Source organism: Stenotrophomonas maltophilia (genome assembly GCF_003970865.1).
In the GTDB taxonomy this organism is placed as follows: Bacteria; Pseudomonadota; Gammaproteobacteria; order Xanthomonadales; family Xanthomonadaceae; genus Stenotrophomonas; species Stenotrophomonas maltophilia_AR.
In genome coordinates, this window is sequence record NZ_RXLZ01000061.1 from 1 (window position 1) to 23,429 (window position 23,429).

General features: G+C 64.2%; 15 protein-coding genes. 8 read left to right on the forward strand and 7 right to left on the reverse strand.

Annotated features, from left to right (window positions below; genetic code table 11):
- Positions 1 to 334 precede the first annotated feature (334 nt).
- From EKL94_RS17605 to EKL94_RS17635, 7 genes are all read left to right on the forward strand, one after another.
- On the forward strand, positions 335 to 817 hold the full coding sequence (locus EKL94_RS17605) for an FKBP-type peptidyl-prolyl cis-trans isomerase (protein WP_043034821.1): 483 nt from the start codon (positions 335 to 337) through the stop codon (positions 815 to 817).
- Between the two features lie 99 nt (positions 818 to 916).
- Positions 917 to 2,161, forward strand: coding sequence for a DUF418 domain-containing protein (locus tag EKL94_RS17610; RefSeq protein ID WP_126930062.1), 1,245 nt, complete (start codon positions 917 to 919; stop codon positions 2,159 to 2,161).
- Positions 2,162 to 2,164: 3 nt separating this feature from the next.
- Entirely contained in the window at positions 2,165 to 3,415 is a 1,251-nt protein-coding gene (locus EKL94_RS17615) for an NAD(P)/FAD-dependent oxidoreductase (protein WP_126930063.1), read from the forward strand.
- Positions 3,412 to 4,770, forward strand: coding sequence for a glutathione-disulfide reductase (gene gorA / locus EKL94_RS17620; RefSeq protein WP_126930064.1), 1,359 nt, complete (start codon positions 3,412 to 3,414; stop codon positions 4,768 to 4,770). Before EKL94_RS17615 ends, gorA begins: the two co-directional genes overlap by 4 nt.
- 160 nt (positions 4,771 to 4,930) lie before the next feature.
- Positions 4,931 to 5,851, forward strand: coding sequence for a DMT family transporter (locus EKL94_RS17625; protein WP_029550870.1), 921 nt, complete (start codon positions 4,931 to 4,933; stop codon positions 5,849 to 5,851).
- Entirely contained in the window at positions 5,848 to 6,186 is a 339-nt protein-coding gene (locus EKL94_RS17630; protein WP_260473457.1) for an MGMT family protein, read from the forward strand. Before EKL94_RS17625 ends, EKL94_RS17630 begins: the two co-directional genes overlap by 4 nt.
- Positions 6,187 to 6,279: 93 nt before the next feature.
- Positions 6,280 to 6,954, forward strand: coding sequence for a rhomboid family intramembrane serine protease (locus EKL94_RS17635; protein WP_032128229.1), 675 nt, complete (start codon positions 6,280 to 6,282; stop codon positions 6,952 to 6,954).
- A 190-nt stretch (positions 6,955 to 7,144) separates the two neighbouring features.
- Here the strand turns inward: EKL94_RS17635 and EKL94_RS17640 are convergent, their stop codons facing one another.
- Both EKL94_RS17640 and EKL94_RS17645 read right to left on the reverse strand, forming a co-directional pair.
- Positions 7,145 to 8,728: a phytoene desaturase family protein gene (locus EKL94_RS17640; RefSeq protein ID WP_126930065.1), complete on the reverse strand. Its 1,584-nt coding sequence runs from the start codon at positions 8,726 to 8,728 to the stop codon at positions 7,145 to 7,147.
- A 76-nt stretch (positions 8,729 to 8,804) separates the two neighbouring features.
- Positions 8,805 to 9,299, reverse strand: coding sequence for a VOC family protein (locus EKL94_RS17645; protein ID WP_126930066.1), 495 nt, complete (start codon positions 9,297 to 9,299; stop codon positions 8,805 to 8,807).
- A gap of 314 nt (positions 9,300 to 9,613) precedes the next feature.
- Between EKL94_RS17645 and EKL94_RS17650 the strand changes: the two genes are divergently transcribed.
- On the forward strand, positions 9,614 to 12,637 hold the full coding sequence (locus tag EKL94_RS17650; RefSeq protein ID WP_126930074.1) for a TonB-dependent receptor: 3,024 nt from the start codon (positions 9,614 to 9,616) through the stop codon (positions 12,635 to 12,637).
- A 135-nt stretch (positions 12,638 to 12,772) separates the two neighbouring features.
- Here EKL94_RS17650 and EKL94_RS17655 read toward each other — a convergent pair whose 3' ends face one another.
- The 5 genes from EKL94_RS17655 to EKL94_RS17675 all read right to left on the reverse strand — a co-directional run bounded on the left by EKL94_RS17655 (position 12,773) and on the right by EKL94_RS17675 (position 23,119).
- Complete coding sequence (locus EKL94_RS17655; protein WP_126930067.1) at positions 12,773 to 14,779, reverse strand: M13 family metallopeptidase; 2,007 nt, start codon at positions 14,777 to 14,779, stop codon at positions 12,773 to 12,775.
- Between the two features lie 303 nt (positions 14,780 to 15,082).
- Positions 15,083 to 17,185 carry a M13 family metallopeptidase gene (locus EKL94_RS17660; RefSeq protein WP_126930068.1) on the reverse strand — a complete coding sequence of 701 codons (2,103 nt, stop codon included), beginning with the start codon at positions 17,183 to 17,185 and terminating at the stop codon, positions 15,083 to 15,085.
- 180 nt (positions 17,186 to 17,365) lie between these two features.
- Positions 17,366 to 18,178 carry an SEL1-like repeat protein gene (locus tag EKL94_RS17665; RefSeq protein ID WP_126930069.1) on the reverse strand — a complete coding sequence of 271 codons (813 nt, stop codon included), beginning with the start codon at positions 18,176 to 18,178 and terminating at the stop codon, positions 17,366 to 17,368.
- A gap of 59 nt (positions 18,179 to 18,237) precedes the next feature.
- Positions 18,238 to 20,214, reverse strand: coding sequence for an alpha/beta hydrolase family protein (locus EKL94_RS17670; RefSeq protein WP_260473456.1), 1,977 nt, complete (start codon positions 20,212 to 20,214; stop codon positions 18,238 to 18,240).
- Between the two features lie 88 nt (positions 20,215 to 20,302).
- Positions 20,303 to 23,119, reverse strand: a complete 2,817-nt coding sequence (locus EKL94_RS17675; protein ID WP_126930070.1) for a TonB-dependent receptor plug domain-containing protein — start codon at positions 23,117 to 23,119, stop codon at positions 20,303 to 20,305.
- Between the last annotated feature and the right edge of the window lie 310 nt (positions 23,120 to 23,429).

Consider the following 23,429-nt stretch of genomic DNA (forward strand, 5'->3'; position numbering starts at 1 on the left):
AAACTCTTTTTTAATCTTTTTTTATAAAAATCTTAGTAGTTTTGTGTTTTTGGGGCGGGGGGGGGGGGCGAGGGGGGGAGGGGTCCGTTTCGTGGGCTCGGGGATGTGTATAAGGGACCGGGCCTTGCCGCCGCCACAGGCAGTCATCAGCACGGGCAGGGCCAGCAGCAGGGCCGGGGCAAGGAGCCGGCGCAGGCCGGACGAAACTGGCGTGATGTGCATGATCTCCGGATAATGCGCCACCTTAGGATTGGCCGTCATGATGGCGGCGTCCCCGCCGGGCGACAACCCGCCCCAACCCGCCTGCCTCCGGCAGATCCAGACAGAGTTGCGCATGAAGATCGAAAAAGACCGCGTTGTCCGCTTCCACTACACCGTTTCCGAAGTCGGCCAGGAGCCGATCGAATCGTCCAAGGACCGCGGCGAGCCGCTGGCGATCCTGATCGGCCACGGCAACATCATCCCGGGCCTGGAAAACGCCATGATGGACAAGGAAGCCGGCGCGACCTTCAGCGTCGACGTCACCGCTGCCGATGCCTACGGCGAGCGCCGCGAGGGCCTGTCCCAGCGCGTGCCGAAGAAGCACTTCGGCAACACCAAGCTGGCTCCGGGCCAGCAGGTCGTGCTGCAGACCAACTTCGGCCCGCGTGCGGTGACCGTGCAGAAGGTTGGTATGAGCGTCGTCGACGTCGACCTGAACCATCCGATGGCCGGCAAGGACCTGCACTTCGACGTGGAAATCGTCGATGTGCGCGAAGCCGGCAAGGAAGAGATCGACCACGGCCACGTCCACGGCGACGGTGGTCACCAGCACTGATCGCAGCGCGATCATGATGGCAGCAACGGCCCGCTTTGGCGGGCCGTTGCGTTTCTGGAACACGGCGCGGCCCTCCATGGCGCGCGGGCCGGCGGCATAATGGCGGACCTGCCTGACGGACGCCCCGTGAACGCCGCTTCTCCTTCCCTGCAGCCGGTGGCTTCCGGCGAACGCATCGCTGTACTGGACGTGCTGCGCGGTGCTGCGCTGCTGGGCATCCTGCTGATGAACATCGAGGCCTTCAGCGGACCGCTGGACCTGGCCTTCACCGGCATCGACGTGCATTGGCAGGGTATCGACTACTGGGCCGATGCCTTTGTCTACGTGTTCGTGCAGGGCAAGTTCTTCACCCTGTTCTCGTTGCTCTTCGGCGCCGGCTTCGCGGTGATGGCGCAGCGCGCCGAGGTAGCCGGGCGCGACTTCACCCCGTTCTACCTGCGCCGCAGCGCTGGCTTGCTGCTGATCGGCCTGTGCCACGCGCTGCTGGTCTGGTCCGGCGACATCCTGGTGATGTACGCGCTGGTCTCGTTGCCGCTGCTGGCCTGCCGCGAGGCGCCGCGCAGCTGGCTGCCGTGGATGGGCGTGACGGTCTATCTCGGCGGTGTGGCGATGATGCTGCTGGTGGGCGCGATGGTGTCGATGGCTCCGGCGGAGGACGTGCAGAAGATGCTCACCGACGCGCAGCAGAGCATCGATCTGCAGCGCCAGGTGTACGGGCACGGCAGCTGGATGCAGGCCAATGCGCAGCGGCTGAGCGAGTTCGGCACGTCGATGGGGGCGATGCTGATCACCGGCCCGGAAGTGCTGGGCATGTTCCTGATCGGCAGCTGGTTTGCCGGCAGCGGTGCGCTGTCGGCGCCTGAGCGCTTCCCGCGGTTGTACGCGGTGCTGCGTTGGGTGGCACTGCCGCTGGGCCTGGTGGTCACGCTGCTGGGGGTTGCCTGGAAACCCTACCTGGCACCGGGTGCCTACGACCTGGCGGTGACAGCCGCAATGGCACTGGTGACGATTGGCGGCCTGCCGATGTGCCTGGGCTACCTGGCGTGGATCGTGCATTGCCGTGCGCGGTTGGCCTGGCTGGCACCGGTCGGGCGCATGGCGTTGACCCACTACCTGGGCCAGTCGCTGCTGTGCACCTGGCTGTTCTATCACTATGGTCTGGGCGGCTTCGAGCTGATGCCGCGCAGCGTGCAGCTGCTGTTCGCGCTGCTGTTGTTTGCCGTGCAGGTGACCGTTTCGCACGCCTGGTTGCGCCGCTTCCGCTTTGGCCCGATGGAATGGCTGTGGCGTGCGATGACCTACCGGCAGTGGCCGCCGATGCGGCGCGAGGCCGGGCAGGGCTGATCGATGCAGGGCGCGCGCGAGGATGTGATCGTGGTCGGCGCTGGTGCCATTGGACTGGCCGCCGCACTCGCGCTGCGTGCGCAGGGGCGGCAGGTACGTGTGATCGACCGTGGGCGTGTCGGCGGTGCGACCTCGCATGGCAACTGCGGCACCATTACCCCCAGCCACGCGCCGCCGTTGGCAGCGCCTGGCGTGCCGTTGCGTGCGCTGCGCTGGATGCTCGATCCGCGTGCGCCGCTGTACGTGCGTACACGCCTGGACCCAGCATTGTGGCGCTGGCTGCTGCAGTTCGGTGCGCGCTGCAACGCACGCGACTGGCTGCACGCCACGCGGGCACGCGGTGCACTGTTGAATGATTCACGGCTGCGCCTGGCGCAATGGGTGCAGACGCATGCGCTGGACTGCGAGTTCGAGGCGCGCGGTCTGGACTATGTGTTCGGTGACGTCCGCAATTTCGATCACCACGCTGCCGAGTGCGAAGCGCTGAACGCACTGGGCATTGCCACGGCGCGCATCGATGGCGCCGACTACGCGCGCGACAATCCGGCGTTCCATGATCGCCTTGCCGGTGCGATCCACTTCTCCGGCGATGCGCAGCTGCGTCCGGACCGCTACACCGCCGAACTTGCGCGCGTGCTGCGCGCACAGGGCGTGGTGATCGAAGAGCAGTCGGACGTGCAGGATTTCAGCGCCGACGCGCAGGGTGTGCGCGTGCGTGTCGGTGAACGCATGCTGCAGGCGCGCGAGCTGGTGCTGGCGACCGGGCCGTGGTCACCGCGCTGGGCACGGCAACTCGATCTGCGCGTGCCGATCCAACCCGGCAAGGGCTACTCGCTGACCTGGTCACGACCGGCGCAGGTGCCGCAGCGTCCAGTCGTGCTGAAGGACCATTCCGTGTTCGTGATTGCCTGGCGTGAAGCACTGCGGCTGGGCGGCACCATGGAATTCGCCGGTGCCGACCCGCAACTGCGCACGACCCGCCTGCAGGCCCTGCAGCACGCCGCCGACCACTACCTGCGCGCGCCGCGTGGTGCGCAGCTGCAGGAGCAGTGGTGCGGTTGGCGCCCCATGAGCGTGGACGACGTGCCGTTGATCGGCCGCGCGCCCGCGCATCCTCACGTCTGGCTTGCAGCAGGGCATGGCATGCTCGGCATCAGTATGAGCGCCGGCACCGGCCAGCTGATCGCCGATCTCGTCTGCGGCCGCACGCCGGCGATCGATCCTGCCCCTTACCGACCCGAGCGATTCCGATGAGCACTGCACCCTATGATTACGACCTGATCGTCCTTGGCGGCGGCTCCGCCGGCCTGGCTGGCGCGATCCGCGCCGCGCAGCACGGCAAGCGCGTGGCGATGCTGGAGCCTGGTGAACTGGGCGGGACATGCGTCAATGTCGGCTGTGTGCCGAAGAAGGCCATGTGGCTGGCGGCCGACCTGCACGAGCGCATCGGCCTGGCCAGTGCGATGGGCTTTGATGTCGAAGCGCGCCCGGCGCTGTCGTGGAAGGAGCTGGTGATCCATCGCCAGGCCTATATCAGCAACATCCACACCAGCTACCACAAGCGCCTGGATGAAACCGGCGTGGTGCGCATTCCGGCGCGCGGTCATCTGCTCGATGCACATACAGTTGCCTGCAGTGATGGTGTGCGCTACAGCGCCGAGCACATCCTGATCGCCACCGGCGCGCACCCGCTGCGGCCCGATATTCCCGGCGCGGAACTGGGCCTGGTCTCCGATGATTTCTTCGATCTGCGCGCGGCACCGGCCGAGGTGGCGATCATCGGTGGCGGTTACATCGCGGTGGAGCTGGCCGGCCTGCTGCAGGCACTGGGCAGCAAGGTGAGCCTGCTGGTGCGTGGCCAGCGGCTGCTGGATCGCTTCGATTACGAGCTGACCGATCAGCTGGCCGAGAACCTGAAGCAGCAGGGCGTGCGCATCCATTTCGGCTATCGCCTGCGCGAACTGCAGCGCGATGGCGAACGCGTACGTGCATTCGGCCATGATGGCCCGCTCGACAGCGTGTTCGACGCGGTGTTCTTTGCCACCGGCCGCCGCGGCAACAGCCGTGACCTGGGCCTGGAAGCGCTCGGCATCGGCATTGGCGAACACCAGCAGGTGCAGGTGGACGAATGGCAGACCACGTGTGTGCCGAGCGTGCACGCGGTGGGTGACATCGCTGGCAAGGTCGGCCTGACCCCGGTGGCGGTGGCCGCTTCGCGGCGGCTGATGGACCGCCTGTTTGGTGGCCGCCCGCAGTCGAAGATGGATTACGAGAACGTGGCCAGCGTGGTGTTCTCGCATCCGCCGCTGGGCGCGGTGGGCATGAGCGAGGAAGAGGCGCGGGCACGTTTCGACCAGGTAAGCGTCTACCACAGCCGTTTCCGTCCGATGCTGCAGGCGCTGGCCAACGGCACCCAGCGCAGCCTGTTCAAGATGGTCTGTGCCGGTCCGGAAGAACGGGTGGTGGGCATCCACCTGCTGGGCGAAGCGGCCGACGAGATCCTGCAGGGCTTTGCGGTGGCGGTGAAGATGGGCGCGACCAAGGCCCAGTTCGACGACACCGTGGCGATCCACCCGACCTCGGCCGAGGAAGTGGTGCTGATGCGCTGAGCCGGGCGGTTGTAGAGCCGAGCCTATGCTCGGCTGCGTTCCGTGCAGACATGGTGCAGCTGAGCGCAGGCTCGGCTCTACAGGTCACCTGGCGCCCCCATGCGATAATGGGCGCCCCCATGCGTTTCCGGGCCGCCCTATGCGGCCCGCCGTCGTCCTGATGTCCAGCCCCGCCTCCCGTATCGCTACCGCTTCCCCACGCATCGCGCTGGGTGGCATCGGCCTGGCCGCGATCGGCGCCATCGCCGCCTCCGGCAAGGCCATCATCGTCAAGCTCGGCCTGCGTCACGGCGTGGATGCCACCACGCTGCTCGCCTTGCGCATGCTGATGGCGCTGCCGCTGTTCGTACTGATGGCACTGTGGGCCGCGCGCCGGGCCGAGCCGCTGTCCTGGGCCGACCGCGCCCGTGTGTTGTGGCTGGGCTTCACCGGCTACTACCTGTCCAGTCTGCTCGACTTCCAGGGCCTGCAGTACATCAGCGTGACGCTGGAGCGGTTGATCCTGTACTTGAACCCGACCCTGGTGCTGCTGATCAATGTGTTGCTGGCGCGCCAGCGCCCCGGCCGCTGGCAGATCGGCGCGCTGGTGCTGAGCTATCTGGGCGTGCTGCTGGCCTTCGGCCACGACCTGCAGCGCGAGGGTGGGCAGATCATCGTCGGCAGCCTGCTGGTGCTGGGCAGTGCACTCAGCTACGCGCTGTACCTGTTCGGCAGTGGGCAGGTGGTCGCACGCATCGGTGCGGTGCGGCTGACCGCCTATGCCAGCTGCGTGGCCAGCGTGCTGGTGCTGCTGCATTTCGCAGTAACCCATCCACTGCCGCTGCTGTGGCAGGCACCGGCGCCGGTGCAGTGGCTGTCGCTGGTCAATGCCACTGTGTGCACGGTGCTGCCGGTGCTGGCGATCATGCTGGCGGTGCAGCGCGTGGGTTCGTCGCTGGCCGCGCAGGTCGGTATGCTGGGCCCTGTTTCCACCATCGTGATGAGCCTATGGCTGCTCGACGAACCGATGGGGCCGGCGCAGATCGCCGGCACCGTGCTGGTGCTGATCGGCGTACTGCTGGTGACCCGCCTGCGGCGCTGACACCGGAGCAGGCGCGTGCGCGCATCCTGGCGGTGATCCGCGCGATCCCCGTGGGGCAGGTGATGGGCTATGGGCAGGTAGCGATGCGCGCGGGCCTGCCCGGGCGTGCGCGGCTGGCCGCGCGCATCCTTGGCCAGAACGACGACCCGGACCTGCCCTGGCACCGCGTGCTGCGCTCGGATGGGCGCATCGCCATGGAAGAAGGGTCGGCCGGCTGGCGCGAGCAGTCACAGCGGTTGCGCGCGGAGGGCGTGGTGGTGGAGAACGGCCGGGTGCGGATGCCGGCCACCGATCCGGCCGCGGCGCTGGATGCCGCCGTATGGGGACCGGGCTGAGCACCGCTGGCGACTGAACAGGCCGCGCCTGCCGGTCGCCAACAAGACACGGTGCTGCGGCTATGATGGAGGCCGTTCCATGCCGGTGCTCCCATGTTCCCGCGACTGCCAACCGTCACCAAGGCCCTGCTGATCGCCAACGCGATCCTGTTCCTGCTGCAGCAGCCGTTCCTGCTCGGCATGCAGACCTTCGAGCCGTTCATGCTGCAACCGCTGCAGCAGGGCTTCGATGCGTTCTCGCCGGGTGGCAACTTCCAGCCGTGGCAGCTGCTGACCTATGGCTTCCTGCATGGCAGCTTCGGCCACCTGTTCTTCAACATGCTGGCGGTCTTCATGTTCGGCGCACCACTGGAGCAGACCTGGGGCGAGAAGCGCTTCCTGCTGTATTACCTGGTGTGCGTGGCCGGTGCCGGTGTCTGCCAGCTGCTGGTGGGTACGCTGCTGGAGAATCCGGCGACGGTGCTGGGTGCCTCCGGCGGCGTGTTCGGCCTGCTGCTGGCCTACGGCATGCTGTTCCCCAACCAACGGGTGATGCTGCTGTTCCCGCCGATCCCGATGAAGGCGCGTACCTTCGTGATCCTGTTCGGCGTGGGCGAACTGGTGCTGGGCATGACCGGCTGGCAGCCGGGCGTGGCCCACTTCGCGCACCTGGGCGGCATGCTGTTCGGCTGGCTGCTGATCCGTTACTGGCGCGGGCAATCGCCGTTCAACAAGCGCCGCCCGCCCGGCCCACCGAAGCGCCCGAACCATCTGCGCAGCGTGAAGTGAGGCGCTATGCGCCACGCTTCACGCGGGTAGGTGCCAACCTTGGTTGGCACGCTTTGCGCAGGATCATGTCGGTAGATGCCAACCCCGGTTGGCAATCGCTTCTGCTGCCTCGTGCCAACCAAGGTTGGCACCTACCAAAAGCAGGTAATGCAGGCGATGGGGTACACGCGCCTCCACGCATGGCGTGGCTCTACAGATCCTGCAACACCACCTGCGCGGCGTTGTGCCCCGGTGCGCCGGTGACGCCGCCACCCGGATGTGTTCCCGAACCACACAGGTACAGGCCGGGCAGGGCGCCGCGATAGCCGGCCTGGCCGACCATCGGCCGCGCCGAGAACAACTGGTTGGCACTCAGTGCGCCGTGGAAGATGTCGCCACCGACCAGGCCGAAGATCCGTTCCAGATCCAGCGGTGACAACACCTGCCGACCGAGCACGCTGGCGGTGAAGCCGGGCGCATACCGTTCGACAGTGGCAATCATCAGTTCGGCTACCGTCTCGCGGTGATCATCCCAGTGACGCCCGTCGGGCAGTTCCGGCGCCACATGCTGGCAGAACAGGCTGGCCACATGCTGCCCGGGCGGTGCCAGTGAATCGTCCAGCGTACTGGGTATCAGCATTTCCACGATCGGTTCGCGCGACCAACCGTCGCGGCGCGCATCCAGCCAGGCGCGGTCCATGTAGTCCAGGCTGGGTGCCATGATGATGCCGGCGCTGAGGTGATCGCCGGGGCCGGGCAGGGCACGGAAGTCCGGCAGCCGCGACAGCGCTACGTTCATCCGGAAGGTGCCGGAACCGCAGCGCCAGTTCGTCATGCGTTCGCGTGTGGCAGCCGGTACCTGCGCCGGCTCCAGCAGCTGTTCGTACAGCAGCTTCGGATTGACGTTGGCGACCACTGCGCGTGCACGCAGGACTTCACTGTTGCTCAATTCCACCCCCACTGCGCGGCCCTGCTCGACCAACACGCGCTGCACACCTGCATCCACGCGAAGCTGCGCTCCAGCCTCTCGTGCCGAGGCGGCGATGGCCTGGCTGATTGCACCCATGCCGCCGATCGCGTGACCCCAGGCACCTTTCACGCCATTGCACTGGCCGAACACGTGGTGCAGCAACACGTAGGCACTGCCCGGTGTGTATGGACTGGCATAGTTGCCGACGATGCCATCGAAGCCGAACAGCGCCTTGATCGGCGCGCTCTCGAACCAGCGGTCCAGGTACTCCGCCGCCGACAGCGTGAACAGGTCCAGCAGCTCCTGCCGCAGCGGTGCATCCAGTGCCGCCAGTTCGCGGCCGAGCTTCCCCATCTGCCACAGTGCGGGCAGCGCACGCCAACCACCTGCTACGCCCAGGTCCGGTGGCGCACGCAGGGCCCACGCACGCAGCACATCGGCGAAGATCTCCAGGCGTGCTTCGTACGCGGGCAGGCGCTGTGCATCCCGCTCGGAGAATCTAGCGACCTCGGCTTGAGTGCGGCCAGGTGCCGACAACAGGTAGCGGTCGTCGGGCAATGGCAGGAAGTTGTTGGCCGGACGCGCGATGATGCGCAGCCCATGTGCATGCAGCTGCAGGTCGTCGATCACCTTCGGCTGCAGCAATGACACCGTGTAGGACGCCACCGAGTTGCGGAAGCCGGGATGGAATTCCTCGGTGACTGCAGCGCCGCCAAGGACGCCACGACGTTCCAGTACCAGTACCTGCTTGCCAGCGCGCGCCAGATAAGCCGCGCAGACCAGGCCGTTGTGGCCACCACCGATGATGATCGCATCCCAGGACATCAGCACCTCGGGAAAAGGGGACGGAGGGGATTAAGTCGCAATTGGCATGGGGCCAGCGGTAATGGGGAGAAACGACTTAATCCCCTCCGTCCCCTTTTTTGATCGCCGCTTCGATGGTGGCGATGTCGATCTTCTTCATCGGCATCATCGCGTTGAAGGCACGCTTGGCCAGCGCTTTGTCTTCGCTGGTCACCGCTTCGATCAGCATGCGTGGACTGATCTGCCAGGAAATGCCCCAGCGGTCCTTGCACCAGCCGCACTGGCTCTCCTGGCCGCCATTGTTCACGATCGCGTTCCACAGGCGGTCGGTCTCGGCCTGGTCTTCGGTCTGGATCTGGAAGGAGAAGGCTTCGCTGTGCCTGAACGCGGTGCCGCCGTTGAGGCCGACGCAGGGGATGCCGCAGACGGTGAATTCGACGGTCAGCACATTGCCTTCCTTGCCGTCCGGGTAGTCACCCGGGGCGTGATGCACGGCGGTCACTGTGCTGTTGGGCAGGAAGCTGGCATAGAAGGTGGCAGCCTCGAGCGCGCCGTTGTCATACCAGACACAGATCGTGTTCTTGTGTGCCATGTCGGGGCTCCGCAGCGGGTGAGATACCAGCGATAGCACCTCGACCGTTAATCCGGTATCTGCTGACACCAGGCGCGTGGAGGTGCGCCAGGGGAAGGGGACGGCTGCAAGTGACTGAAAGATAAATCAATAGCGGGCTATTTTCACTATTGTGTCGAAATTTGTCTTTCAAGATCAAATGGTTACATCTGTTCATTTGCCGTTGCGGATTCTTGATTGATGAAATTAAGATCGGGTTCAGTTGTCGTAAAGCCTTCGCTTTGCTGCAGCGCAATTGCCACAGACGCCTGATCTCACTGAATCAAGGAAACTTCATGACCAGCCGCACCAACGTTGCACGGTTGAAGCGCACCGCCCTCGCAGTCGTCCTGACCTCATTCATTGGCGCCGCCGCCGCGCAGAGCACCACCGGCTCGCTGTTCGGCAGCGCCCCCGCCGGCACCACCATTGTCGTGCAGAGCGACACCGGCCTGACCCGATCGGCGACGGTCGACAGCAGTGGACGCTACAACCTCGGCTCGTTGCCGGTAGGCAAGTACACCATTACCCAGCAGCGCGATGGCCAGATCGTCGAGCGTCGCGAGAACGTGCTGCTGAAGGTCGGCGGCGGTACCGAGGTGTCGTTTGGCGGCGGTGCGGCCAGCGCGACTACGCTTGGCACTGTGAACGTGGTTGCGGCCAACGTGCCGAAGATCGACGTCAGCAACACGGTTTCCAAGTCGGTGATCACCTCCGAGCAACTCGACGTGCTGCCCCTGGGCCGTAGCGCTGAAGCCATTGCGCTGCTGGCGCCGGGCGTGGTGTCTGGCAGTGGATCATTCACCAATGGTTCGCGGTCGGTGTTGTCGTTCGGTGGTTCCAGCGTTACCGAGAACGCCTACTACCTCAATGGGTTCAACGCGTCCAACCCGCTGAGCAACCTCGGTGGTGTCAGCCTGCCCTATGGCTCGATCGACCAGCAGGAAACCTACATGGGCGGCTACGGTGCCGGCTATGGTCGATCTACCGGTGGCGTGATCAATCAGCTGGGCAAGCGCGGTACCAACGAATGGCATTTTGGTGTGCAGGCAACGTGGGCACCCGACTCGTTGGCTGCCTCCGCGGCGACGGTGATGTATCCGGACCGCGAGTTGCCCGCAGGCTACGCCTATACCAAGGACTCGCTGCGTGGCAGCCTCTATCGCTACCGCAAGGACGATGCCGCGACTCGCACCACGTACAGCGGTTATGCCAGTGGCCCGTTGATCGAGGATCGCCTGTTCATCCACCTGGCCGCCGAGAAGGACCGTACGGAAGGCGTGTCGACGAACAGTGCGGCGGCCTCGCAACAGGTTCGCAACCACTACACGATCGACACGCCGAAGTTCTACGGCAAGATCGACTGGAACATAAACGACAGCAATACCCTTGAGTATACCCGTGTGCAGAACACCGATCGCACCGGTGGCTACTACCGGTCGTTCGAGTACGACGACCTGACCGAAGGCGATCGCACCGGGACCTTCCCGAATACCACGAAGGTCAAGGACGATTTCGATATTTTCAAGTACACCGGCTACCTGACTGATGACCTGACCCTCAGTGCGGTCTGGGGACGCAGCAAGCAGAGCAACCTGGAATCCAACCCGGCCTCGTCCGGTATCCCCTATCTCAGTGCCCCGGGTAACCAGGACCCCGCCATCACGGGCGGGCGTCCGATCCGCAACAGCCAGCCTGAGCTCTATGAAAAGGCTGCAGATGCGGGCAGCAAGACGCGTGGCTTGCGACTGGATCTGCAGTATCGAATCGGTGACCACGAGCTGACCGGTGGTATCGATAACATGTACTATCAGGGGCACAACGAAGGCCAGAAGGTCACGGGCCCCGGCTACGCGTGGATCTATGGACGCGTCGAGCCCGGCGAATCGCCGAGCCCGCGCTTCGACATCGCGCCACCGCCGGGTGATGGCTACTTCGTACAGAAGTACATCCTCTCCACCACCACCAGCATGTCGGTCAAGCAGAAGGCCTACTATCTGGAGGATCGCTGGCAAGTCACGCCGAACTGGCTGCTGACCATCGGCGTCCGCAACGACAAGTTCACCAACTACAACAGTGATGCCAGGCCTTATGTGGAGAGTGGCGATCAGTGGGCGCCGCGCCTTGGTGCAAGCTGGGACGTGTTCGGCGATTCGTCGCTGAAGTTGTTTGCCAATCTCGGCCGCTACTATCTGGCACTTCCGAACAGTGTGGCCATTCGCGGTGCTTCGGCATCGACCTTCACCCGCGAGTACTTTGCCTACAACGGCATTGATGAGAACGGTGTTCCGACGGGCCTCACCGCGCTTGGCCCGGGTCCGGTGTCGTCCAACAACGAGTATGGCCAGACCCCGGATCCGCTGTCGGTAGCTCCAACAGACCTGAAGTCGCAGTATCAGGACGAACTCATTCTTGGTTTCGAGAAGACGCTGGGTGAGCGCTGGAACTCCGGTGCCAAATTCACCTATCGCCGCCTGCAGTCGGCCATCGACGACACCTGTGACTCGGACCGCATCATCGACAAGCTGGACGCGATGGGCGTTGATTCGAGCGATCTGGTGATCCCGGGTTGCGTGATCTTCAATCCCGGCAAGACGAACACCATCATGCTCAAGCATGCCGATGGCTCAGGCTATACGCCGGTACGGATGAGTTCGGCAGACTGGGGGTTCGGGAACAAGAAGGCCAAGCGCGATTACATTGCTGTGGACCTGTTCATCGAGCACCCGCTGAGTGACAAGTGGTATGGCCGCTTGGACTACACCTGGTCGCGCAACTTCGGCAATACCGAGGGCCAGGTGAAGTCGGACATCGGACAGGATGATGTATCCAAGACGCAGGACTGGGACGCCGGGGCGTTGATGGAGTACGCGGGCGGGTACCTCGCCAACGACCGACGCCACCAGCTGAAGGGCTATGGTGCATACATGTTCAACGACGAGTGGTCAGCGTCGGCGACCCTGCGCATCATGTCTGGAATGCCGAAGAGCTGCCTGGGCTACTACGGCACCGATGAAAGCGATCCTCTGGGTTACGACGCAGCGTATCACTACTGTGGTGGCACGCCTTCGCGTCCGGGTGACGCCGGCCGTACGCCATGGACCACGCGCGTGGATCTGGGGGTGATGTATCGTCCTGCGTTTGCCGATCACAAGTTGGCATTCGGTCTGGATGTCTTCAATGTGCTCAATCAGCGTCGTGCCGTGCAGACCGATGCGGTATATGGGGATGCCCCCTACACTGTGTCGAACACCTACGGTATGGGCACGTTCTTCAGCGCACCGCGTTCGGTCCGTGTCAGTGCGTCCTACGATTTCTGATCGTAGTCGCGTGTCGACCTCTCCATGAGATGAATTGGACCCCGGCATTGCCGGGGTCCTTTTTTTGGAGTGACTGGCACAGGGAAAAGGGCGCCCTGAAGGCGCCCTTTTCCTGTTGCCGCTACAGCCGCATGATCAGCGCCAGACCTTGATCTGCTCGGCTTCGCTGCGCTGCATCGGCTGGCCGGCCTTGCAGCTGAAAGTAGCACCGAACGCCGGCAGGTTGGCCAGCGTGCCATTGCTGCGCCACAGACCCGGTGCGCGGATGTCGGCGGTCAGGCGGCGCACGGCCTCGTTCGGCGCCAGCTGCTGCGCCCACAGTGCAGACCAGGCGCGGAAGAAGCCCTGCTGCTGCGCCTGCTTGGCCTTCGGCTCCTGCGCGACATACGCCGCCCAGGCCAGTTCCAGGCCGGCGATGTCGGCCAGGTTCTCTTCCTGGGTGAGCGTGCCGTTGACCTTGGCACCCTTCACGCCCGGGAAGTCGTAGGCGCTGTACTGCGCGGCCACGCGGTTACCGAGCAGGGTCCAGGCGGTCTTGTCGGCCGGGGTCCACCAGCTGCGCAGCTCGCCCTTGGCATCGACCAGTGCACCCTTGGCATCGATGGCACGGGTCAGTTCGTGGCCGACCAGGCCACCGAAGCTGCCGAACTTGTCGGCAGCATCGGCCTTGGCGTTGAACACCGGGCCCTGCAGGATCGCGGCGGTGACGATCAGGCGGTTCTGCGCCAGATCGTAGGCCAGCGAAGGCTGCTGCGGCAGCACGTCCCAGCGACGGTCGGCGTTGCCCTTGCCGATGCGCTTCATTTCCTCGCGATGGCGCCAGGTCGAAGCGATCAGCATGTTGCCGCCGAACGAGCCGCGGCCCATCGGCTGCACGCTGTAGTCGAGGTCGCGCAGCGGGGTGCCGATCTCGATCTTCAGCGCGGCCAGCTTGGCCTGCGCTTCGGTCTTGGCTTCGGCACTCATCCAGCTGCTGTTCTTGACCGCTTCGATCTGCACTTCGCGCACCTTGTCGACGATCCACGCCGCCTGGCGACGATCTTCGGCGGACAGGTAACGGGCGGCGTATTCGCGACCGACCATCGGGCCGGCGGCCACGTTGATCGCCTCCAGCACGTCTTCCCAGCGCTGCGGCGGCAGGGTTTCGCCACGCAGCACGCGGCCGCGGAATTCGAACTCGGCGTCGCGGTAGGCCTTGGACAGGTACGGCGCCATCGAGTCGCCCACGCGCCAGCGCAGGTAGGCCTTCCACTGGTCCGGCTTGAGCTTGGTGACCATGCCGTCGAGCTGCTTGAACAGGCCGGGGTCGGCCAGCGAGACCAGGTCGTCATCCACGCCCTGTGCCTTCAGGAAGGCATCCAGCTGCAGGTTGCGGTAGCGGCTGTTGAGCTCCTTGGTGGAGATCGGCGCGTAGTTGTTGAACGGGTTGTTGATGCCGGCCAGCGACTGCGCATTGCGCGCCAGCTCGGTTTCCAGCGCGATCACCGCCTGCGACTCGGCATCCAGCTTGGCAGCCGGGGTGCCGGTCAGCGCCAGGATCTGCTTGACGTAGTTGCGGTAGCGGCCCATCAGCGCCAGGGTGTCGGCGTCGGTGCGGGTATAGAACGCCGGGTCCGGCAGGCCCATGCCGCCCTGCATGAAGTAGCCGATGTGACGGTCCAGCGCCTTCAGATCGACGTCGGGGCCGAAGTTGAATGCTACCGGGATGCCGACCTGGTGCAGCGCGGCGATCGAGGCCGGCACATCCTTGGCCTTCTTGATGGCATTGATGCGGGTCAGCAGCGGGGCGATCGGGTTGGAGCCGTCTGCTTCCACGGCAGCTTCGTCCAGGCCGCTGGCCCAGAAGTCACCCAGCAGTTTCTGCACGTTGCCCTGCGGCGCCTTCATCGCTGCGTCGAGCAGTTCACGCTGCTGCTGGCGGCTGCGGTCGACCAGCTGGCCCAGCGCGGTGGTGGCGCCGGTCTGCGGCACCGGGTTGGCCTTCAGCCAACCTGCATTGGTGGCGTCATAGAAGTCGCTGCACTGGGCACTGACAGCCGGGGCACGCGCGGCCTTTTTCTTGGCAGCGAACGCATCGTGGGTCGGGACCAGGGTCGCCAGGCTGATGCCCAGGGCGATGGCAAGCGGACGGAAGTTGGGCATGTGGAACGAATCCGTGATGGATTGAGGGCGCGCGCACTATAGCAAGCCGGGCATCGACGCGGCATGCACGCATCACGGCGCATCCGCCGGGCATGGCCCGGCGCTACCGGGTGTGTGGCGTGCACGCATCACGGTGGCTCCGCCGTGCCGTGCGCCGACCAAGGTCGGCATCTACCAACGGCGTGGACCAGCACACGCGCAGTAGATCCACGCCATGCGTGCGTGAATGACGGCCGCTGCCCAAAAAACAAAGGCCCGGGAAATCCCGGGCCTTCGCAGGTCTGCCTTGGCGTCAGCCAGGGCTTACCAGATCACGACCTGCTGGTCGCCGGCGCGGACCATCGGTGAACCGGCCTTGCACTGGAACGCGGCGGCGAAGGTCGGCAGGTTCGACGGCGCACCCATGGCGCGGAACTGCGCCGGAGCGTGCGGGTCGGTTGCCAGGCGGACCTTGGCGTTTTCCGGGGTGTACTTGGTGCGCCACACGGTGGCCCAGTTGAAGAAGAAGCGCTGGTCGCGGGTGAAGCCATCGACCTTTGCATCTTCCTTGCCGGCGGAGGCCTTCTGCAGCGCGTCGTAGGCGGTAGCCAGGCCGCCCAGGTCGGCGATGTTCTCGCCCAGGGTCAGGTGGCCGTTCACGGCCTGGCCGTCGACCTTGTACTGGTCGAACTGCTTGACCAGCTTGCCGGTGAGGCCTTCGAAGTTCTTCTTGTCAGCGGCGGTCCACCAGTCTTCCATGTTGCCGGTCGGCCCGAAACGTGCGCCCTGGTCGTCGTAACCGTGGGTCATTTCGTGGCCGATCACCGCACCGATGCCACCATAGTTCAGTGCGTCGTCGGCCTTCGGATCGAAGAACGGCGGCTGCAGGATGGCGGCCGGGAACACGATCTCGTTCTGCAGCGGGTTGTAGTAGGCGTTGACCGTCTGCGGGGTCATGCCCCACTCGGTCTTGTCCACCGGCTTGCCGATCTTGGACAGGTTGAACTTGTAGTTGAACTCACTGGCCGCGCGCACATTGCCCAGGTAGCTGTCGCGCTGGGTCTGCAGGCCCGCCCAGTCACGCCACTTGTCCGGGTAACCGATCTTCGGGGTGAAGGTTTCCCACTTGGCGATGGCCTTGGCCTTGGTTTCATCGCTCATCCAGCTCAGGCCCTGGATGCGTTCCTTCAGCGAGGCGGCCAGGTTCTTCACCAGCTCTTCCATCTTCGCCTTGGCTTCCGGCGAGAAGGCAACCTTCACGTACAGCTGGCCGAAGGCTTCACCGGCATCGTTCTCGATGGTGCCCAGCACGCGCTTCCAGCGCGGCTTCTGTTCCTTCTGGCCGTTGAGGGCCTTGCCGTAGAACTCGTAGTTCTCCTGCACGAAGGCGTCGGCCAGGTACGGCGAGGCGCTGTCCACGGTGTGGAAGCGCAGGTAGGCACGCCACACCGACGGATCGGTGTCGCCCAGTGCCTTGCTCACTTCCTCATGGAAGGCCGGCATGGCCAGCGAGAACTTCTCCGGTGCGGCCACGCCCTGCGACTTGAAGAACTCGGTCCAGCTGAAGTTCGGGGTCAGCTTGTCGGCGTCGGCCAGGGTGACCGGGTTGTAGTACAGCTCGACGTTGCGCGACAGCTCGACGCGCGACTTGGAGGCCTTGGCCAGGCGGGTCTCGAACTTGACCACGTCCTCGGCCTGCTTGGCAGCGTCGGCAGCGGCGACGCCGGACAGCTCCAGCACCTTGGCGACGTGCGCCTGGTAGGCCTTCAGCTTGTCGGCGTTCTTGGCATCGGTGTAGTAGGTGCTGTCCGGCAGGCCGAGGCCGCCCTGGCTGGCGTAGGCCAGGTTGACCGCCGAGTTCTTGAAGTCGGCTTCGGCGCCGAAGCCGAACAGGACGTTGTCACCCTTGGCCGCGCTGCTGCGCAGGTAGTCGGCGATGGCGGCCTTGTCCTGCAGGCTGTCGATCGCCGTCAGGTCGGCCTTCAGCGGCTCGATGCCCTGGGCATTGATCTTGGCTTCGTCCATGCCGGTGGCCCACAGGTCGCCGACGATCTTCTCGATATGGTTCGGGTTCTTGACCTGCGCGACCTGTTCAGCCAGCTGGTGCTGCACGGCCACCGAACGCTCGTCGAGGATGGTGAACGCGCCCCAGCTGGTGCGGTCGCCCGGAATTTCATTGGCGGCCAGCCACTTGCTGTTCACGTAGTCGCCGAAGGCGCCGCAGGCGTCCTTGCTGGCATCCAGATCGCTGGGCTGGAAGGCGTTGTAGGCCGGCAGCTTGCTCTCGTCCAGGGTGTAATTGGTGGCTTCGGCCGCAGCCGGCGTGGAGGCGGTGGCGTCCTTGGCCGGGGTTTCGTTCTTGCCGCAGCCGACCAGCGCGGCCGAAACGGCCAGGGTCAGCAGCACGATCTTGGGAGTACGGGTCACTTTGATGGCCTCCAGGCCGAGTGAGTCAGGGAAGGGCCGCGGGGACGGCCGTGGGCCGAACAATACGCCGCCAGCCTGCCCTGCAAGGGTGTCGAAGGTCATGGGCGGGCGCAAGGGGGGCGCTTGGTGGCCCGGAAAAGACAGACCCGGCAAAAGCCGGGTCTGTCGGGCTTCAATACGTCAGGGCCTGGTAGGCTCGTCCTGAAGCGTGGGCATTTCGTCGTCGACGTCTGGTTCCGCAACATCCGGCTCCGGCGCTACCTCGGGAATGCGTGATGTTACGGCGTCCTTGTCGATCTGCTCGATACCACCGACGTTGACCGACGCGATGCGTGGCTTCTTCCATACTGAGTCATGCCACGCCTGGTAGAGCGTTGGATCCCAGTATCGGTCATCGTAGAACTTGGAGCCATCGATTTCCTGGGGACCGGCCGCACCGGGCACGAGGATGCGAAGGTTTCCGGTGAACCCGGTTCGGCTGCCGGTGGCCGCTCGCCGTTCACGCCGCAGTACACTGGCGATGCGTGGTTTGGCGGCGGCGTCGCCATAGCGAGCGTAGATCGCTTCACCCTTCTGCAGGGCGCGCTCCCGTTCATCGCCGTTCAACTGCTGCCAGTATCGCTCGCGCAGTTCCAGGAAACCGGCGTAGCCGCGCTCCGCTGCCAAGTCCATCCAGGCGTAGGCGAGCGCACGGTCCTTGGGGGTTCCGTCACCATTCCACAACATTTCCGCCACCATCGCCTGTGATGGCTTGTCGGCGTACTGCGAGGCGTACTGGAAGAAGCGCATCGCGTCGACGCGGTTTCCGGCCTTGTACTTCTCCAGTGCCAACAGGCGGAAACGGAGGTCCGGATGGCCGTTGAGGAAGCCCGCCGTGATCATCAGCCTGTCCTGGGTTGGATCCGGTGGTACCGGCCTGGCACCTGAGGCAATGCTGGACAGCAGCAGTCCAGCGAGCAGTGCTCCGTGCGCCATCCATTGCGGGTATTTCATGTGCATTGTCCGTCTGCGTGAAAAGGCTGGGCGGGCAGTACCCGCCCAGTGGCATGCCGTCAGCGGTTGCTTGTGGTGCCGATGTGGCGGTCAAAGAACTTGAGCATTTCCGTGTACAGGTTCACCCGTGCCTCTTCACCGTAGAAGCCGTGCATCTCACCGCTCTGGATGATCACGCCTTCAGGTGGGTTGCCGGCGGCCGTCAGTGCCTTGGCCATGATTTCCGTCTGCTCCGGCACCGCTCGCACATCGCGCGCGCCTGCGGCCAGATATACCGGGATCTTCACTTCCGATGCGCGCAGGGCAGGCGAGGCGCGGTTCCAATCGGCGCGTTCAGTGCCATGAGTGCGACGCAGGTAGCGCAGGCCGGAGTCGCGCTGCGGGATGTCGCCTTTCTTGAACAGCATGTCCACGTCGTACACGCCCACGTAGCCAAAGGCGCACTTGAACAGGCCAGGCTCGCGGATCGGGGCCATCAGCGACGAATAGCCCCCAAAGCTGCCGCCATAGATGCAGATTCGGTCACGGTTGGCATAGCCGTTGTCGATCGCCCAATGTGTGGCTTCAAGAATGTCGTTCTGGATACCCTGGTCCCACTGCCGGTGGCCCGCATCCTCGAAGGCCTTGCCGTATCCGGAAGAACCACGGAAGTTGACCTGCAGTGTAGCGTAGCCGCGATTGGCGAACAGCTGTGCTTCGGGGTTGAACCCCCAGTTGTCCCGTGGACCGATCGGGCCGCCGTGCGGATTGACGATCAGGGGCAGTCCCTTGCCGTTGGAACCGTTGGGTAGTGTCAGATAGCCGAACACCTTGCGACCATCGCGCGTGGTGATGCTGAACGGCTTGATCGAGGCCATGTTCTTCTTGTCGAGCTGTGGCCGCCGTGACATCAGGAAGCGGGCCTTGCCGTTGTCGCGGTCATAGAGGTACAGCTCGCCGGGATTACTATCGCTGTAGACGCTGACGATGATCTTGCGGCCATCCTTGGTGTAGCTGGAGAAATCCACCATCTGGCCTTCGAAGGCTGCTGCCAGCGACGCATAGAGATCTGCGTCTGGATGGGATTCGTCGATCAGCTTGACCGCCGGTGCGGCAGCTTCCGTGACTACACCGATCAGCGTACTTTCGTCGGTGGACCAGATGTAGTTGGAGACTTCGGCGACAGGATCCTGGAACAGAGGCTTGAACGCGCCGGTGGCGGTATCGAGGATGCCCACTGCTGCGGGCACCTTGCCGTCGTTCTCGGTTGCGTAGACGGTGCCATTGTTGGTGGTGGTGATCACGTCCAGGTGCTTGCCTTCACTCTTGGAGGCGTTGAGCAATGTCCAATTGACGCCGTCGCGACGGTACAGCTCGCTGCGCTCCTCATACTCGCCCTCTTCGTTACGGCTGGAACTGCAGATGGCGAAGCGCGGTTCCTTGGCTGCATCCAGCGCGATGCTGCAGTTTTCTTTCGGGGCGCGGCCCAGGGACGTACGGCGTCCACTGGTGGTGTCCATGCGAACTACTTCGGTGTTCCCGCCTTCGGCCGAACGTGCCGAGGTGACCTGCATGATCACGTTCTGGTCATCGTTCTTCAGGCTGTCCAGCAACGCGAAACGCTCACCGCTCACTTCTTTGCCGCGCTGGGTGGCGTCACGGGTGCCGTAATAGATCAGTGGCCGCGGCTGGCTGCCGTCTGCATTGACTGCATACCACTCACCGGTCGGCATCGGTGACGCATATCCGCCGAGCTTCTTCACTGCGTTGAACAGCAGACGGTCGGGGCTGGTCCAGTAGAACGAACCGATGCTCTTCTTGTCCGGCAGGGCGTTCACCTTGACGGGTCTGAGGTCGCTGGTACGGATGACGGTCAGCACGTCCTGGTCCCCCTGGTCGACGGTGATCGCCAGGTACTCACCGGTGGGCGAGATCTTGACCGTGCCGTAGGACGCATGACCGACGAAATCCTTGATGGCCTGTTGTGGTACCGCGCCATGCGTGGCCGGGGCCATCGCCGTAATAGCTGCCGTGAGCAAGGGCAACAGATGCTTCATGCGCAATCTCCCTGAAAATGAGGCAACGGAATGCATTTCAAAGCGAAGAGCCCGGCAGGGCCGGGCTCTTCGATGCGACAGAGTGCGATCAGTTCAACTTGTACTCGAACTGTACGAAGATCTCGCGGCCGACTGCGCTGTAGGCATACCAGAAGTACGGGTACTCGTTGAAGGTCCTGTCCTTGGGCCGCAATGTGTCGAACACGTTGTTCACATAGAAGCCGACGGTCGCCTTGTTGGTGATCTTCTTCTGCACATTGGCATTCCAGACCACATACGAACCGATGCGAGCGGTCTCGCCCCAGTTCGGCAGCGAGCCCCAGCGGTAGCCATACACGCTGGCTGCCCAGTCGTCACGCTCCCACGCCGCGCTCCAGTTGATGCGGCTGCGGAAGTTGAAGAACTGCTTGTGGTCACGCACGTTTCGGGTCGGGCTGCCCGGGAACTCCTTGTCCTCCAGCTTCAGCACATGGGTCCAGTTCAGGCCCAGGTCGAAGTCACCCCAGCGGTCGGTATCGATCCTGTACTTCCATGCCACGTCCAGGCCCGAGGTGCGCTGGGTTGCCTGATTGAACGGCACCGAGTGGTAGTCGACGATCCGCTCATCTTCGCTCAGAGCCGGATTGATGCCCTCACGGCCAACCAGGCTGCGGAAGTAGTCGCAGCCCGCCGAGGTGCCGTCGACTGCTGCACCGTCACGGGTCCGTCCCAGGCGGCAGTCGGCTTCGTTGCGCATCAGGTAGCCGAAGGAAATATCCTTGACCGCACCTTCCAGCTTGATGTTGTAGTAGTCCACACTCAACGACATCTGGTCCATCACGTCCCAGACGAAGCCGACGGTGGTCGACTTGCCGGTCTCTTCCTTAAGGTTGCGGTTACCCTGTCGGTCGCCCTGGATGGAATAGTTGTAGTTGGTGCCCAGGCCGCACTGGCTGGTGTCCAGCGGGTTCAGGCCATCACGGCGGCACAGGTACTCATCGGTCACGTTGTTGAGGAAGAAGCCGGACGGCTGGGCGAAGATGTAGTGCATGTCTGGTGCGCGGAAACTGGTGGAGTGCGAACCACGCAGCAACAGGCTCTCGAACGGGCGCCATTCAAGGCCCGCCATCCAAGTGGACGCTGCATCGACCGAGCTGGCATCGTCGTACTTGTCATAACGGCCGGCCAGATTGGCCTTGAACGTGCTGAAGATCGGGACGCTGAACTCAAGGCCGGCCGCGTAGCGGCTGCGCTTGCCGCCGCCGCCGGTGGCGGTGCGGCCCATTGGTGCATCGGTGCCGGTGTAGTCCTGGCGCATGCGGAAATCGGGTGAGATGTCGTACTTCTGATGCGCGCCTTCCAGAACGGCAGCCATGGCCAGCGGACCAGCTGGCAGCTCGAACAGATCGCCGCTGAGGGTGAAGGTCGCCTGCGACGACTGCGACTCGGCGGTGCTGGAATAGGTCTCGCTGAAAGCCGCGATCTGCTCGGGAGTCAGCGGATTGAGCAGGCGGTCGACGTTCAGGCGATAGATGGGCAATCCGTTGGGACGCGTACCCAGTCGCGGCCCGAAGAAGAAATCACGCACGCGGCTGGCGACCGGCCAGTTGAACTTCTGGTCCGCAGTGTAGTTTGAGTGCGACACGGTGGCATCCCAGTCGAAACGCTGTGCGATATTGCCGCGCAGGCCGAAGGCGACGTCATAGGACTTCTCGGTGTAGTTGTTGCGGGCGCCCTCGCTGCCCACTTCACTGGGGGTGAAGAAGCGGTTGATGTTGCCTACCGTACCGCCGAACTGCGGATCGTAGTGGCTGGTGATGCCCAGCGTGCCACCGCTCTGGATGAAGCGGGTCGCACTGGCGATTTTTGCCTTCGACTGCGTCGCACTCAACTGGGCCCAAGCCTGGATGCCGTTGCTGAAGTCGAAGGTGCCATACAGGTAGCCGGACTGCGAGCTGTCCGAGTTGCGCACGGTCTGCGTTGCCGGGTAGCCGAAGTAGCCGCAGCGGTTGACGGCGGGGGCGCTCGGTGCGGACTTGAAGGTTTCGAACTCAGGGAATCGCCCGCAGATTTCCTCCAGACCGGGTGCCGGCCATTCGCGGATCGCGCCGGTGCCACGGTTGACCGTGAAGCGCACGCCTTCGATCGCAGTTGCATCGGCTGGATCCACGGAAGGATCGTCGCGGTAGGAGTCCATGAAGTCACGCTGGCTGGCATAGATCGCCTCGCGTTCCATGGCCTCGAAGGCGTAGGTCACGCTCCAGTTGCTGCCTGTCTTGCCGCCAACCCATTGCAGGCGGCCGGAGTCGCCACCGCCGCGGGTGGTGGTACCGCCACGCACGGTGACGGTGTCACCGTCGAAGTTGGTCTTCATGATCACGTTGACCACGCCGGCGACCGCGTCCGAACCGTAGATCGCCGAGGCGCCACCAGACAGGATTTCGATGCGGTCGATTGCTGCGGCTGGAATGTTGGCCAGGTTCACGGCGTTGGACTGGCTGTTGTACGGCAGTGGATAGTCAGCGGCGCGTCGGCCGTTGATCAGCACCAGCTGATAGCCAGGTCCGAGACCGCGCAGGTTCAGGAAATTGGCGTTCTGAGTGAAGCCACCGGCGACCATTTCGTTCTGCACCGAGCCGGTGAACTGGCTCAGGGTGTTCAGCGCGTCATAGACCGTGTTGAACCCTTGTTTCTCGATGTCCTGGGAGGTGACCACGACGACCGGTGCCGGGCCTTCGACTTCGGCGCGCTTGATGCGCGAACCGGTGACCGTCACCTTGTCGAGCTGGGTGGTGTTCTGGCGGGTGGAGCCTTGGCTCTGCTCGCTGGCGTCCTGTGCGAAGGCCGGAGTAGCCACCGAAACAACCAATGCCGAAGCCAGTGCGAAGCTCAGCGGGTTGCGGCTGAGCAGCTTCCGATGCGTCATGACTGAAATCCCCTTGAATTCATTCCATTCGCACCTGGCGCCGGCCGGGGACTGTGCCCGCACCTGACATCCCTGTGCCCCTTGAGTATGTCGATCCCGTTCCTTACTGCCGGCTTCACACGCCTGCAACTTGAGATTAACACGGGCTTAACCGATCAAGTCAAGTGTTCATGTTCTCGTCATGAATGTGTGGATTTCGCGTTTTTCCATCAACGGTTTCACTCAGTCAAAGCATTGATTTTTATTGAAAAATCATTCAATCGCAGTTGCCTCTGGGTTTGCCTGCCCGCGTTGCCGGGTGGGACTCCCC